General features: G+C 64.0%; 13 protein-coding genes. 5 read left to right on the top strand and 8 right to left on the bottom strand.

What is annotated here, in order from left to right:
- Window positions 1-8: 8 nt before the first annotated feature.
- The 7 genes from ACGYLA_RS06785 to ACGYLA_RS06755 all read right to left on the bottom strand — a co-directional run bounded on the left by ACGYLA_RS06785 (window position 9) and on the right by ACGYLA_RS06755 (window position 6,917).
- Window positions 9-1,010, bottom strand: a complete 1,002-nt coding sequence (locus ACGYLA_RS06785; RefSeq protein WP_394431302.1) for a 4-hydroxyproline epimerase — start codon at window positions 1,008-1,010, stop codon at window positions 9-11.
- A gap of 8 nt (window positions 1,011-1,018) precedes the next feature.
- The gene (locus tag ACGYLA_RS06780; protein ID WP_394431300.1) at window positions 1,019-2,242 is read right to left on the bottom strand and encodes an NAD(P)/FAD-dependent oxidoreductase; all 1,224 of its coding nucleotides are present in this window, start codon (window positions 2,240-2,242) and stop codon (window positions 1,019-1,021) included.
- A complete protein-coding gene (locus tag ACGYLA_RS06775; RefSeq protein WP_243268455.1) occupies window positions 2,242-2,964 on the bottom strand; it encodes an amino acid ABC transporter ATP-binding protein in 723 nt (240 codons plus the stop codon). The genes ACGYLA_RS06780 and ACGYLA_RS06775 overlap by 1 nt, the downstream gene beginning before the upstream one ends.
- Complete coding sequence (locus tag ACGYLA_RS06770; RefSeq protein ID WP_067260889.1) at window positions 2,957-3,610, bottom strand: amino acid ABC transporter permease; 654 nt, start codon at window positions 3,608-3,610, stop codon at window positions 2,957-2,959. The genes ACGYLA_RS06775 and ACGYLA_RS06770 overlap by 8 nt, the downstream gene beginning before the upstream one ends.
- Before the next feature lie 13 nt (window positions 3,611-3,623).
- Entirely contained in the window at window positions 3,624-4,289 is a 666-nt protein-coding gene (locus ACGYLA_RS06765; RefSeq protein WP_067260891.1) for an amino acid ABC transporter permease, read from the bottom strand.
- A gap of 58 nt (window positions 4,290-4,347) precedes the next feature.
- Window positions 4,348-5,154: a transporter substrate-binding domain-containing protein gene (locus ACGYLA_RS06760; protein ID WP_067260893.1), complete on the bottom strand. Its 807-nt coding sequence runs from the start codon at window positions 5,152-5,154 to the stop codon at window positions 4,348-4,350.
- A 245-nt stretch (window positions 5,155-5,399) separates the two neighbouring features.
- Window positions 5,400-6,917, bottom strand: coding sequence for an aldehyde dehydrogenase (NADP(+)) (locus ACGYLA_RS06755; RefSeq protein ID WP_394431297.1), 1,518 nt, complete (start codon window positions 6,915-6,917; stop codon window positions 5,400-5,402).
- Between the two features lie 105 nt (window positions 6,918-7,022).
- Here ACGYLA_RS06755 and ACGYLA_RS06750 point away from each other — a divergent pair, with 105 nt between their 5' ends.
- The 5 genes from ACGYLA_RS06750 (at window position 7,023) to ACGYLA_RS06730 (ending at window position 13,136) form a co-directional block, all read left to right on the top strand.
- Window positions 7,023-8,051 (top strand): Ldh family oxidoreductase, encoded by a 1,029-nt coding sequence (locus ACGYLA_RS06750; protein WP_394431295.1) that lies wholly within the window; start codon window positions 7,023-7,025, stop codon window positions 8,049-8,051.
- Window positions 8,052-8,448: 397 nt separating this feature from the next.
- A complete protein-coding gene (locus ACGYLA_RS06745) occupies window positions 8,449-9,948 on the top strand; it encodes a glucan biosynthesis protein (protein WP_394431424.1) in 1,500 nt (499 codons plus the stop codon).
- A complete protein-coding gene (locus ACGYLA_RS06740; protein WP_394431293.1) occupies window positions 9,945-10,115 on the top strand; it encodes a hypothetical protein in 171 nt (56 codons plus the stop codon). Before ACGYLA_RS06745 ends, ACGYLA_RS06740 begins: the two co-directional genes overlap by 4 nt.
- A gap of 5 nt (window positions 10,116-10,120) precedes the next feature.
- On the top strand, window positions 10,121-11,926 hold the full coding sequence (gene mdoH, locus ACGYLA_RS06735; protein ID WP_394431291.1) for a glucans biosynthesis glucosyltransferase MdoH: 1,806 nt from the start codon (window positions 10,121-10,123) through the stop codon (window positions 11,924-11,926).
- Complete coding sequence (locus tag ACGYLA_RS06730) at window positions 11,913-13,136, top strand: OpgC family protein (RefSeq protein ID WP_394431289.1); 1,224 nt, start codon at window positions 11,913-11,915, stop codon at window positions 13,134-13,136. Before mdoH ends, ACGYLA_RS06730 begins: the two co-directional genes overlap by 14 nt.
- A 15-nt stretch (window positions 13,137-13,151) precedes the next feature.
- On the opposite strand, the gene ACGYLA_RS06725 is transcribed toward ACGYLA_RS06730, so the two are convergent.
- The gene (locus ACGYLA_RS06725; protein WP_394431287.1) at window positions 13,152-14,711 is read right to left on the bottom strand and encodes a phospholipase D-like domain-containing protein; all 1,560 of its coding nucleotides are present in this window, start codon (window positions 14,709-14,711) and stop codon (window positions 13,152-13,154) included.
- Window positions 14,712-14,723 lie beyond the last annotated feature (12 nt).

Below are 14,723 nucleotides of genomic sequence, written 5' to 3'. Positions count from 1 at the left end.
TCTTTATATCAGGTGACGACAAAGCCGTGCGCGAAGGGGTCACGCTCGTCGATGAAAATGGTGTTAAAGCCCGTCACCCGCGCCCAACCGGCGATGGAGGGGATGATCGCGGGCCTGCTGGCCACCTCTGCCGCCGCTTCGACACGGCCTTTGAACATGGAGCCGATGATGGATTCATGCACGAAATCATCGCCGACATTCAGCTTGCCCTTGGCCGCCAACTGCGCCATCCGCGCCGAGGTGCCAGTGCCGCAGGGCGAACGATCGATCGCCTTGTCACCGTAGAAAACCGCGTTGCGGGCGTGCGCCTCTCCCGCGCGGGGGGCGCCGGTCCAGAGGATATGGCTCAGCCCGTGGATCGCGGGGTGTTCGGGGTGGATGAACTCATATTTCGCATTGAGCGCGACGCGGAGTTTCGGGCTAAGGCCGACCAATTCGGAGACCGAAAAATCTGCCATATCGCGGAAGTTCTTCTGCGGCTCGACGATAGCGTAGAAATTGCCGCCATAGGCCACATCGACCACCACTTCGCCCAAACCCTCGACCTCCGCCGTCAGCCCTTCGGCGTAGAGGAAGGCGGGCACGTTGGTCAGGCGCACCTCTTCAACGAAACGCCCCTCTTGCCGGTAGGTCACATCGACCCGCCCGGCAGGGGTTTCAAGGCGCAATTGGCCGGGGGTGGCGGGGGTGACCAGCCCGTTCTCAAGCGCGATGGTGACGGTGCCGATGGTGCCGTGGCCGCACATCGGCAGGCAGCCCGAGGTTTCGATGAACAGCACTGCAATGTCGCAATCATCCCGCGTCGGCGGGTAAAGGATTGCGCCTGACATCTGGTCGTGCCCACGCGGCTCGAACATCAGACCGGTGCGGATCCAGTCGTATTCCGCCAGAAAATGCGCGCGCTTTTCCAGCATGTTCGCGCCCTTCAACAGCGGCGCGCCGCCGGTGACGAGCCGTACCGGATTGCCGCAGGTATGGCCGTCGATACAGGGAAATGTGTGTTGCGTCATGTCAGCCTCTAGAAACGGGCGGGAGAGAAGGGGGTCAGGTCGATGCCGGGATCTTGACCGGTCATCAGATCCGCGATGATGGCGGCAGTGCCCGCCGATTGGGTGAGGCCCAGATGCCCGTGGCCAAAGGCGCAGAACACATCCGGGCGGTTTGGCAGCGCGCCGATAGCGGGCAGGCTGTCGGGCAGTGAGGGGCGGAAACCCATCCACTGCGTGCCGCCCGAGGTGTCGAGCCCCGACAGAAAGCGCTTGGCCTTTTTCAGCATCGCATCGGCCCGGGCAAAGTTCGGCGGCAGGTCAAGCCCGCCGAGTTCCACCGCCCCGCCGACGCGCATCCCATGGCCCACCTTGCTGATGACAAAGCCATGGCCGCCGAAAGTGATTTGGCGCTTCAGGTCGAAGGCCCCGGCGGGCAGGGTCGTGTTATAGCCGCGCTCGGTCTCCAGCGGGATTTTCGCGCCAGCGGTCCGCGCGAGGTGATGCGAATGCGCACCTGCGGACAGCACCACGCGGCCCGGCATCAGGCCAGCGGCGGTCTCGACCCCGCCCGCGACGAGACGTTCGGCGCGGGTGATGGTGATCTCCCCGCCCCCGGCCCGGAAGCGTTTGGCCATCGCCAGCACATAGTCGCGCGGATCCGAGATCGATTGCCATTCCGGGGTGAAGGTCGCATGGGTGAAGCTGGGCGCAAGACCGGGCTGATAGGCCGCAATCTCATCGCCCTTGAGATGGGTGAAGGCGATCCCCGCCTCTTCGCGGGCCTGCCATCCGGGGAGGGAGGCGCGGAACTCGGCCTCGCTTTCATAGACCTGCAACTGCCCGTCGTGCCGCAGCATATGGGCCAGACCGCTCCTCTCCAGATGCGGATCTAGGGCGGCCTGCGACAGCTTCATCAGCGCCGTCTGCGCCACTGTCGAGGCACGGACCTGCGCGGGCCAACTCGCTTTCCAAAATCGCCACATCCACGGGGCGATCCGCCCGGCATAGCGCGGCGGCACTGACAGCGGCCCCAGCGGATCAAGCAGCCATTTCGGCGCCTGCCGGATCATCCGGGGCGAGGCGAGCGGCAGGATCTCGGTAAAAGCAAAGGCGCCCGCGTTGCCCGCCGAAGCGCCCGCCGCCGGGCCTTCACGGTCGATCACCCGCACGGGTAGCCCGCGCGCCTGAAGTGCCAGCGCGGTGGACAGGCCCACCACGCCAGCGCCGACAACCGTCACCGGGGTTTGGTTCATTACCGCACGCTCGACAGGAATTGACGGGTCTCTTCTTGCTGCGGATCGCCAAAGATCTGATCCGGCGCGCCGATCTCGGCCATGACGCCCTTGTGAAAGAAGGCCACACGGTCCGACACATCGCGTGCGAAACTCATCTCATGGGTGACACAGATCATCGTCATCCCCTCATCTGCCAGCAATTTGAGCGTGTCCAGCACCTCGCCCACCAGCTGCGGGTCGAGCGCCGAGGTCACCTCGTCAAAGAGAATGTAATCGGGCGACATGGCCAATGCACGCGCAATCGCCATCCGCTGCTGCTGCCCGCCCGACAGGCGGCTAGGGTAGACATCCAGCTTGTCGGCCAGACCCACATGCGAAAGTTGCTGCACCGCGATTTCTTCGGCTTCCTTGCGGCCCATACCTTTCACTTTGCGCGGGGCCAGCGTGACATTCTCCAGCACCGTCAGATGTGGGAAGGCGTTGAATTGCTGGAACACGATGCCGATCTTGCGGCGCAGCTTGTTCAGGTCGGTGTCGCGGGCGTGAACCTCGGTCCCGTCGACGACGATGCGGCCACTGTCGATCGGCTCTAGCCCGTTGATGCAGGTCAGAAGCGTCGATTTGCCCGAACCCGAGCCGCCGATCACCGAGACGACCTCGCCTTTTTGCACGGTCAGGTCGATGCCCTTGAGCACCTGAAGCGCACCAAAAGATTTGTGGACGTTTTCAATCTCAATCATTTTCTTGCCACCTTTTTTCCAAGCGGCTGCCAAGCCGGGCAATGGGGAAACTGAGCGCGAAGTAAATCGCGCCGGTCACGAGCAGGATGAACATCGGCTCTTGCAGGCGTGTCACCAGAATTTGCGAGGCGCGCAGCAATTCGATGATGCCGAGCCACATCACCAGCGCGCTGTCTTTCATCACGCCGAGCGTCAGGCCGATCCAACTGGGCAGGCCAACCCGCAGCGCCATGGGAAAGACGATCTGCGTGAGGTCTTGGCCCCATGTCATGCCGAGTGAGCGCGCCGCACGGCGGGTGACCGAAGGCACCGCCTCAATCGCGCCGCGCACGATCTCGGTGCAATAGGCCGAGGTATAGAGCGCCAGCACGATGCAGGAGGTCACGAAGGGCGAAATCCCCCAGCCCGCGATGGCCTGAAAGGCGTTGGCAAGGATCAATTGGATCAGCAGCGGGACCGAGCGGAAGATATCCAGCACGAAGGTCAGCGGCAGCGCCGCCCATGGGCTGATCTGGCTGCGCAGCACCCCGAAGAACACCCCCAGCAGCGTGCCGCCCACCACCGCGAAGGCGGTGACCGAAAGCGTCACCCCTGCGCCTTTGAGCATGAACAACAGGTCGTTGAAGGTCAGAGCCGTATCAAACATCTATTCTCTTCCTTCAGTAGCGAAACAGGCGGGCCGCAAGCAGCCGTGCGCCAAGCATCACGGTCTTGGCGATCACGTAGTAGATCACCGCCGCCAATGCGAAGAATTCAAAGGTTCGGAAGCTGCGCGCGTTGAGGTCTTGCGTCACCCCGGCGAGATCCGAATTCAGCCCCACTGTGACCCCCAGAGAGGTCATCAAGATCGCCCAGATCATCTGGTTCGTCGTCGGCAGGAACGAGATGCGGAACATCTGCGGCAGGATGATCAAGCGAAACGCCTTGGCCTGCCCCATGCCCAGTGACCGTCCGGCGCGCAGTTGCGTCCCCGGAATGGCGCGCATCGCGCCGCGGAACGTCTCGCAAAGGTAGCCCGCGTTGTTAAAGGCGATCCCCGCCAGCAGCGCGGCGTAGGGGCTGAGATAGATCCCGAAAGACCCAAGCCCGAAATGCGCCATGTAAATCTGAAACAGCGCCGGCGTGTTGCGCGCCACTTCGACCCATGCGGTCGCAGGCGCCCGCAGCCAAGCCGATTTGGCATCCCGGCCCACGGCCAGCAGCACGGCGATGGCAATGCCGATGAGCATCGACAGGATCGATATTTGCAGCGTGACCAGCGCGCCTTCCAGCATCTCTGGTAAGGCGCGAAAGGCCTGTCGCCATTGAAAGGTATAGTTGCCCATCTCTTGCTCCGATCAGCGGTTATCGGCAAGGGGGCCGCAGGTCGCGGCCCCGCATTCATCAGCGATAGGCTTTGGCGATGGTCAGGTCCGGCGCCTCGCCGCCGACCCATTTGTCGAACAGTTCCTGATAACGGCCCGAGCGCACCTGCTGGTTCACGAAGAGGTCGAGGTAGTTCAGCAGACCGTATTCCTGACGCAGGCCGATCAGACCGACATAGTCCACGTCAAAGGGCGCATCGCCCGCGATGGTCAGACCGTCGAACTTGCCGCTCGCCACGATGGAGGAGGCCACGGTGGAGGTCACGACCGTCGCGTCGATCTGGCCTTGGGCCAGCGACAGGAAGACGTCCGCTTGGCTCTGGTAGGAACGGAAGCTGCCTTCGTCCCATGCGTCGACCTGCTCTTCCAGCGCGATGGCTTCGAAAGTGCCCGCGACGGAACCCACTGTCTTGCCCTTGAGGCTTTCAAAACTGTCGACGCCCGCGTCTTCGCGGGTCAGCACGACGTTGGTGAAGGCGAAATAGGGCACCGAGAAGCCGACGGTCTTGGCGCGCTCCAGCGTGTCAGAGGTGGAGGCAACACCCACATCCGCGCGGCCCGAGACGAGGGCTGGGATACGGTCGGGGAAGGGCGTCTCCACGATCTCGGCTTCGACGCCAAGGGCGGCGGCCAGATCGTTGCAATAGTCCACGTCGAAGCCGACGGGCGTATTGCTGTCATCGCGCGAGCCCATGGGCGGGAAGTCCAGCACCACGGCGCAGCGCAGCGTGCCCGAAGAAATGATGTCGTCCAATTTGTCGGCCTGAGCGGCGGTGCCGATCACGGTCGCAGCCACGAGGCTCCCGGCGAGTTGCGTGAATTTCATAGGTATCTCCCTCTTGGGTTGGTCGCCCCCGACTCTCTCTGGACGGGGTGCGGGGTGGTATGAAGGAACAATGTCTTCATTAAAAATACAATATGTATTTTTAACTTTTACCGGCATGTCGACATATTTCTGATACAATCCGGCCTGGCCAGCATGGTCGCGAAAGAGCAGCCGGTTGGGCTGCTCCCCCACGGCGAAACAAATGCGAAAAGCCGGGCGCGCGGCCCGGCTTTTGCGATCTCAGATTATCCCGCCGCGTCTTCCGGCAACAGCGCCTCAGGCAGGTTCTGATAAGACACGGGCCGCAAGAAACGGCGGATCGACAGGGTGCCCACGCTGGTCGCGCCGAAGTTGGTGCTGGCCGGATACGGCCCGCCATGCACCATGGAATCCACCACCTCGACCCCTGTCGGGAAACCGTTGGCCAACAGGCGACCCGCCTTGCGTTCCAGCACCGGCATGAGGTCGCGCGCGGCGTCGACATCCGCGTCATCCATATGCAGGGTGATGGTCAACTGCCCGTCCAGATCGAGTGCCAGCGCGCGCATCTCTTCCAGCGAAGAGACCCGCACCACCAAGCCCAGAGGGCCAAAGACCTCTTCGTGCAGCGCCGGATTGGCCTTGAACTCTTCGCCCGTGGTCTCGAAGAGCGCAGGCGCGGCGGTGCGGCCTTCGCTGTCGGCCAGATGCACTTGGCGCAGGCTTGGCGCGGATTTGAACTTGTCCCGCCCTGCGCAATAGGCCTCGGCAATACCGTCTGTCAGCATGACCTGCGGGGCCACCTCTTGCAGCGCTGTGGCCGCGTTTTGCACGAAGGCGTCGGCGCCCGGCCCGTCGATTACCACGGCAATGCCGGGATTGGTGCAGAACTGGCCCGCGCCCATGGTCAGCGATGCCGCCCAGCCCTTGCCAAGCTCCTCGGCCCGTGCCGCCATCGCGGCGGGCAGCATGAACATCGGATTGACCGAGCCCAACTCGCCGAAGAAGGGGATCGGCTCTGGCCGCGCGGCGCAGAGATCGAAGAGCGCCCGGCCCCCGGCGAGCGAGCCGGTGAAGCCCACGGCCTTGATCCGAGGATGCTGCACCACGGCCTGCCCCACGGCGCGGTTGCCGCCTTGGATCAGCGAGAAGACCCCGCGCGGCATGCCGCAGCTTTCAACCGCCGCATGGATCGCTTCGGCCACGATCTCTCCGGTGCCGGGATGGGCGGAGTGACCTTTGACCACGACCGGACAGCCCGCCGCCAGCGCCGCTGCGGTGTCACCGCCCGCCACGGAGAAGGCCAGCGGGAAGTTCGACGCGCCAAAGACGGCCACGGGGCCGATGGGGCGTTGCACCATGGTGATCGCGGGCCGCGGGGCGGGCTGGCGTTCGGGCATGGCGGCATCGAAGCGGCGGTCGAGGTAGTCACCCTGTTCGATATGCGCCGCGAACAGGCGGAGTTGGCCCACGGTCCGGCCCCGCTCCCCTTCCAGCCGCGCTTCGGGCAGGCCGCTTTCTTGGCTGCCGATCTCGGTGATCTCGGCCCCGCGGGCGTCGATCTCATCGGCGATGGCGTTGAGGAATTTGGCGCGGGTCGCGCGGCTGGAATAGCCATAGTCCCAAAACGCCGCTTCGGCAGCTTCGCAGGCTTGGTCGACCAACTCCACCGTGCCGACCGAGTAGTCATGCGCCGGCCCACGGGCCGGGCTAGAGCTAAAGCGGTCATCCGTGGCGATCCATTCGCCAGCGATCAGGTGTTTGCCATGGGGGGTAAAGGCCATCGTCTATCCTTTCATGCGGGCCGCGGCCCGGTGTCAGCTTGCGTCTCTCCGCATCTGCATACATGATGTATGCATGATTGCAACCCAAGCCCTGCGAGGTTTCAGATGGCCGACACAACCCTCTCTCACGATGACCTGACCGCGATGGTCATTCGGATTTTCCAAGGCGCGGGTCTGTCGCCCCTGAATGCCGCCGCCCTCGCGCGGGTGATTGTCGCGGGCGAAGGCGATGCCTGCAAATCCCACGGCATCTACCGGATCGAAGGCTGCCTGCGCACGATCAAAGCGGGCAAGGTGGTGCCCGACGCGGTGCCACAGGTGCATCACGACGACAGCGCCGTGGTGCGCGTGAACGCGGGCGGCGGGTTCTCCAATGCCGCCTTCGAAGCAGGCGCGCCGGTACTGGCAGAGCGTTGCCGCACCACCGGAATCGCCGCAATGGTGATCAACGATTGCACCCATTTCGCCGCGCTCTGGCCCGAGATCGAGGCGCTGACCGAGATGGGCCTCGCGGCCATGGCCATGTGCCCCAGCTATGCCAGCGTCGCCCCTTCTGGCGGAACCGACCCCTTGATGGGGACCAACCCTTTCGCCTTTGGCTGGCCTCGGGAAGGGGGCGACCCTTACGTTTTTGACTTCGCCACCAGCGTCGCCGCGCGGGGGGAGATCGAATTGCACCGCCGCGCGGGCACGCCCCTGCCCGAAGGCTGGGCCATCGCCCCCGATGGCAGCCCGACGACCGACCCCGAAGCCGCCCTCGCCGGGGCCATGCTGCCCTTCGGCGGGCACAAGGGGTCGGCCATCTCGACCATGATCGAATTGCTTGCCGGGGTGATGATCGGTGACCTGACCAGCCCTGAAGCGCGCGATGCCTTGGGCGCGCTCACCCTTGCGCCCGCGCATGGCGAATTGATCATCGCCTTCGACCCCAAAACGTTTGCCGCAGGCCGCCCCGGCGATCCCTTCGCGCGGGCGGAAACCCTCTTTGACGCGATCACCGGCCAAGGGGCGCGGCTGCCCTCGCAGCGCCGTTTCAAGGCGCGTGCCGAGACGCGGGCCAAGGGGATTCCCCTGACGGATGCCGAGATGCGCAGCCTTGAGCGTTTGCTGGCCGAAGGGCACGACGCCGTCTGACCCCCACCGCGCGCCACCCTCCCGCGGGGGTGGGGCGCGATCCCGCCCAAACACGCCTCAAAGCGCCGCAAAATCTTGCCGCTACCGCAGGGCGATTGTCACAAAAAAGCGGCGATCCTACGGAAATCAAGGCGAAAATTTGTGCAGCCCTCACCGCGCACCAGGCGGATCGGCGGTTTTCCGCGCTGACCTGCGGCATTCCGCTGATAGTTGCAATATCAAGTTTCCAGCCTCCGCAAAAAGATTAGATAGGGAAAAAATTGCACACTCTTAACGTGTCTTCTGAGGTATTGTTTTGCCGAATTTCCCGACTGCACGACCGATTGAACAGCGGTCCGAAACCCTAGAACGCCGCCAGTTCCTCACCCTCTCCGCCGCGTCCTTTGCCGCCGCGCTCATGCCGCGGCACAGCGCGGCGCAGGAGGTGCCCGCCGCCTCCTTCACCTTCGACGGGCTGGTCGAAGATATGCGGCGATTGGCCCAGACCTCCTATATGGCCCCGAAGCCTGTCGAAGGCTTCCTTGCCGATCTGGATTACGACGCCTACCAACGCATCCGGTTCCGGCCCGAGCAGGCCCGCTGGCAGGAAAAGGGCGTGGCCTTCAGGCTGCACGCCTTCCACCCCGGTTGGCTGTTCAAAGAGGCGGTGAAGATCAACGAAGTCCGGGGCGACGCGGTGGAACCGATGGGCTTTACCACCGCCGATTTCGAGTATGACGACGAAGAACTCGCCAAGTCGATCCCACCCAATGCCGAGATGCCGGGCGTCGCCGGTTTCCGCCTGCACACCCCGCTCAACCGGGCTGATATTTTCGATGAATTGATCGTCTTCCAAGGGGCGAGCTATTTCCGCGCCTTGGGCAAGGACACGCTCTATGGGCTGAGCGCGCGGGGATTGGCCGTGAACACCGGCCTGCCCGAAGGTGAGGAATTCCCCCGCTTCAGCGAGGTTTGGCTGCGCCGCCCCGAACCGGGTGACGATAGCGCCACGATCTATGCCGCACTCGACAGCCCCTCGGTCACCGGGGCCTATCAATTTGTGATCACCCCGGGCGAAGACACCACCGTCGAGGTCACCATGCGTCTGTTCCTGCGCGAGGACATCAAGCAGCTTGGCATCGCACCGCTGACCTCGATGTTTTTGCACAATGGCGCGGATAAGGGGAATTTCGACGACTTCCGCCCCGCGGTGCATGACAGCGAAGTCTTGGTGCTGAACACAGGCAAGGATACCACCCTCTGCCGCCCGCTGAACAATCCGCCGCGTTTGGCGAGTTCCTATTTCGGGGCGCAGAACCCGCGGTCTTTCGGGCTGGCGCAGCGCAGCCGGGACTTTGAGCATTACCTCGACGCGCAGGCCCATTACGAACGCCGCCCCTCGCTGATGATCGAACCCATGGGAGACTGGGGCAAAGGCACACTGCGGCTGGTCGAGATACCTTCGGATCTGGAAGGCAATGACAATATCGTGGCCTATTGGATCCCCGAAGAGGAGACCCGCGCGGGCGATGAACTGGCCTACGGCTACCGCATGCACTGGGGAATGACCCCGCCGGGCGCGACGCCGCAGACCCTTGGCCGCGTGGTACGGCTGCGCTCAGGCCATGGCGGGGTGGCGGGTGTTGAGGCAGACACCGAGACCCGCAAATTCGTCATCGACTTCGCAGGCGGGCAGCTCAGCGATATGCCGAGCGACGCCGAGCTTGAACCCGTCACCAGCGCACAAAACGGCGAAATCGTTGAGGCGATCCTAAGCCGGGTGGATGGCAGGGACGAATGGCGGCTGGTGCTGGAACTGCGCGCCGAGCCTGATGCCATCGTCGAAATCAAGGCAGTTCTATCGGGATATGAACGCAATCTGACAGAGACATGGGTGTACCAATGGATCAACGCATGACCCTTCAAGACGCGACGACCCCCACTTCCGCAATGGCTGGCGAGGGCGAGAACTGGATGCCGCCCGCCGCCCCACTCGCGATGCCACGGCAGAGCTTGGAACGGCGCGGCCATCTGGCCGGGCTGGCCGACCTTGCGCGGGCATTTCTGCTGCGGCGTAAGGCCTGAGCACCATGACCTCCCAGCACAGGCAGATCGCGGCGGATGGCCCGACCCGTTTTGCACGGGCGGTCGCCCTGCTGTTGTCGCTCGGCTCCGCAGCCCTTGCCGCGACCCTTTTGGCCGAGGCTGCGGCGCGGGATGGGTTCAGCGGCTGGGACGGCCTCCGCGCCCTGCTCGTTTTCGCCACCACCGCTTGGTTGGCTTGGGGCGCGTCGCTGGCGCTGATCGGGCTTTTCGGCGGCAGATCGACGCCGCCCCGCCCCGCGCTTGAGGCACCGCAGCCGCGCACGGTGATCCCGGTGCCCATCTGCAACGAAGACCCGCTCACCACCTTCGCCCGCATCGCCGCGATTGACCGCTCTGTCGCCCGGGCCGGGGTTACGGTGGATTTTGTCGTTCTGTCGGACACCCGCGATGACGCGCTGGCCGGGAAAGAGCAATTTGCCTTCGCCCGCCTGCTGCGCGAAACCGAGGGCCAAGGCCGCATCTTTTACCGCAGGCGGCAGGACAACGCGGGCCGCAAGGCGGGCAATATCGAAGAATTCATTCGCAGCTACGGCGGGGCCTATGACTTTGCCGTGATCCTTGACGCCGACAGTCTGATGGAGGGCGAGACGATCCGCGCCATGATCGCGCGGATGCAGGCCGATCCGCAGTTGGGGCTCTTGCAGACCCTGCCCAAGATCATCGGCGCGCGGTCTTTCTTTGGCCGCGCCTTGCAGTTCGCCTCGTGGTTCCACGGGCCGATCTTCACCCGTGGCCTTGCCCGCATGCAAGGGGCGACGGGGCCGTTTTGGGGCCATAACGCGATCATCCGCGTCCGCGCCTTTGCCGAAAGCTGTGGCCTGCCCGAACTCTCTGGCCCGCCACCCTTGGGCGGGCATATCCTGAGCCACGATTATGTCGAGGCGGCCTTGCTCGCCCGCGCCGGTTGGAAGGTCGAGGTGGATGAGACCTTGGGCGGCTCCTTTGAGGAGGGCCCCGAAAACGTACTCTCCTTCGCGCGGCGCGAGCGGCGCTGGTGCCAAGGCAACCTGCAACATGCGCGGCTGATCTTTGCGCCCGGCTTGGCGGGGTGGAGCCGCTTCGTCTTTTTGCAGAATGTGACCGCCTATGTGGTCTCGCTTCTCTGGGCGGCCTTTCTGATCACCTCAGCGATCAGCACGCTCTACGCGCCGCCGCCGGAATATTTCCCCGGCCCCTATCAGCTTTTCCCCGTCTTCCCCGATACCAGCGCGCGCGAGATCACGCTGCTGGCTTTGGGCGTGCTGGGGCTGTTGGTGGTGCCAAAACTGCTGATCCTGATCCATGCGCTTCTGACCGACCGCGCGCGCGACTTTGGCCGCGCTTTGCGGATGGCGCTCTCGGTGCTGACCGAGATCGTGCTGACCACGCTTCTGGCCCCCCTGATGCTGCTCTACCACAGTCGCGCAGTGTTGCAGGTCCTCTCGGGCCAAGACGGCGGCTGGCCCGCCAACCAACGAAACGAGGGCCAATTGAGCTTGGCCGATGGCTGGACGGCGGGCCGGTGGATCGTGTTCATCGGGGCGGTGATCCTCGCGGCGGTACAATGGGTCGCGCCCGATCTGACCGTCTGGCTGCTGCCCGTGGCGGTCCCGATGCTGCTGGCGCCGCTGCTCATCTCCTGGACCTCCCGCCCCCTGCCCCGCAGGCTTTTCGCCGTGCCCGAGGATGCCGCGCCGCGCGATGTCGTCGCGGAATACGACAGCATCTGCGATGTTTGGCGGCTGACGTGGAATGACGAACATCTGATGCCAGAACCTAAAGCGGCGGATCTGCCCCATGCCACCGCCTAACACCGGGCTATCGCCCGCCGCACGGGCTGCCGGCGCGGCTCCCAAATCCGCCCGCGATCCGCGCATCGACCTGTTTCGCGGGCTGGCGCTGGTGATGATCTTTATCAACCACGTCCCGGGCAACCCCTATGAGGCCCTGACCATCCGCAACCTCGGTTTCGCCGACGCGGCGGAGGCGTTCTTCCTCATGTCCGGCATCGCTGCAGGCTTGGCCTATACGCCGCGTTTTATCGCGCGAGGCAGGGTGCGCCACGGCCTCTGGCGTGCCATCGCGCCCCTGTGGAAACGGGCGTGGTCGCTTTACGTGGTGCAACTCCTGCTCTCAGCAGTGGCCTTGGGCATCTTCGCCGCTGCCTTCCAGATCACCACAGAGGCCGCCTTCCTGACCAAGATCAACATGCGGCAGGTCTTCCAAAACCCCACCCAAAGCGTGATCGGCATTCCGCTTTTGACGCATCAGTTCGGCTATGTGAACATTCTGCCCGCCTATTCCGTCCTGCTGGTCTGCGCCCCGGCGGCGATCATGCTAGGGCTGCGCTGGCCGCGCCTGCTTCTCGTGCTGTCGCTGGTGCTTTGGCTGCTGACCGGGGTCTTCCGGCTGAACCTGCCGAACTACCCCAACCCAGGCGGCTGGTTCTTCAACCCCTTCGCATGGCAAGCGATCTTTGTCTGCGGGCTGCTGGTGGGTCTGAGCCAGCGGCAGGGCTACCGTTTTTTCCCGAACTCGCCAGCGCTGTTCTGGCTGTCCGTCGCCATCCTGCTGGGCGTCTTCGCATGGCGCTATGTGCCGGGTTTGGGCCGTTTCCTGAACCTGCAAATGCATCATTTGAGAGAGGCCGGGGTGCCCTTCAACATCACTTCGCACGACAAGACCTATCTCTCTGCCCCGCGTTTCATTCACATTCTGTCCTTGGGGTATTTCCTGTCACAGTTGCAGACCGTCACCCGCCTCTCGGCCCATGCCGTGGCCAGCCCCGTCCGGCTGATCGGTCGGCATGGTCTGCTGGTCTTTGCCAGCGGCACCGTTCTGGCGCTGATCTGTCAGGTTGCGATGATGGCGCGGCCAGAGGCGCAGTGGATGCCGTGGGTTCTGCCTGTTGTCGGAACGGCGGCGCTCTATGGGGTAGCCTGGGTTGCAGAGACCTCGCGGCAGGTGCTTGCCGCACCGGCTGAACCCGCACCCGTCTCGCTTAAAGCCCCAACCGTCTAAGCCGCCCCCTAGCCTTTACGAACGCCGGTCGTCGCCACGCCCCCATTTGCGCCAAGCCAGCCATGCAAGCCCCAGCCCGCCCGCGATCAGCGCCATGTGACGTGGGCGGATGCCGCGCCCGGTGGTCGTGGCCTCCCCCGGATGGTAGCGCGGGTCGAGCAGGCGGGTATCTGCAAGAAAACCACCGACAACAGTCTCGCTGCCCCGGAACACCGCCCGCAGGCCACGGCCCTTCTTGCGGTTGAGGGTTTCAATGGTCCCGATCATCGACTTCTTCTCTGCCATCACCTCGGCCACACGTTCGAGCGGCAGGCCGAGGTGTTCGGCAATCAAGCGGGTTCTGAACCCTTCAATCACCTCTGCGGGGTGTTCGATCGCGACATCGCATTCGGTATCAAACCCCATGGAACGGTTGTTAAGGTTGCTGGAACCGAGGCGCAAAAGATGATCGTCGATAATCATGATCTTCGCATGAACATAGATCGGCTCCCCCTCCTCGGTGACGGGGAAATAGATGCGAAAGCGGTTTTGGTGATCGGCGCGTTTCAGCTCTTCCACAAGCCGCTCACGCAGCACATGCATGGCGTCATCTTCCAACTGGGATTCCGCATCGCGCGGGTTGATGATGACGACCTCCGGCCCATCCTCTTCGGCCAAACGCGCCTTGAGCGCATCACAGACCGAGGCGGCAGCGAGGTACTGCGATTCAATATAAATATAGTCACGCGCCGATTGGATCCCTGCGATATAGAGCCGTTCGATCTCATTGATCAGTGGCTCTTCGTCAAACGGCGGCTCCGTCCGGGCGATGCCCACATCGACGTTTTCGGCATCAATCGGCAGGTCTTCGGGCCATTCGAACATGGGCGCATCCTCAGGGCGCGCAATCTCATCCCCCGTGGCGCGGAACCAACGCCGGCGCGAAAGCTCACCCAAGGCGGCGGCGGCGGGGCCTGACATGGCCGAAGTCGCGTCATGCCAAGGGTCGGAGGGTGTGCCATCCTTGCGCAGGCGGCGCGGGTCGTGCGGCAGATGGTCGGGCGTGTCCCACCGGTCTTCGGTCGCGTCGATCCCGCCGCAAAAGGCCAGAGCATCGTCGGCCACGACGATCTTTTGGTGGTGGCAGGCGCCGAAGGGGTGGTGGCCGTCCAAGGCAAAGTGAATCCGGTCGCCACCGAATAGGCTGAGCGCTAACGAGGGCACCAATCGCCCCGGCGCGGCCAGCACGGCGCCGTTCCATTTGAGCAGATAGACATTCAGTTCCGGCCTCCGCTCCACCACCGCCTCGACAAAAGCGCCAAGTTGGTTGGGATAGCCGTCCGGCGCATTGCCGTCTTCGTCACTTTCGCCGGGCAGCATCTCAAGCTCGAAATCGAAATCCCAGCCGATCAGCATCAACTGCTGCCGCGCTCCGAGGAAGATCTCGCGCAGGACCCGGAAATAATCCGCCGCATCGACAATAAGGCCAAACCGCTCGGCCCGGGCGACGCGCCATGTCGTCTTGTCATTGAACAGGCTTTGGCCGTTGGCCGCTTGCGCGTGGTTCGTCTTAGCCAGTTCCAAATCGCCCTGCACGTTTTGTCCCTC

The organism is Sulfitobacter sp. 1A13679, from assembly GCF_043557115.1.
Lineage (GTDB): Bacteria > Pseudomonadota > Alphaproteobacteria > Rhodobacterales > Rhodobacteraceae > Sulfitobacter > Sulfitobacter faviae.
The sequence above is the reverse complement of the archived record's forward strand: the minus strand, read 5'-3'. Positions and strand labels throughout refer to the sequence as shown.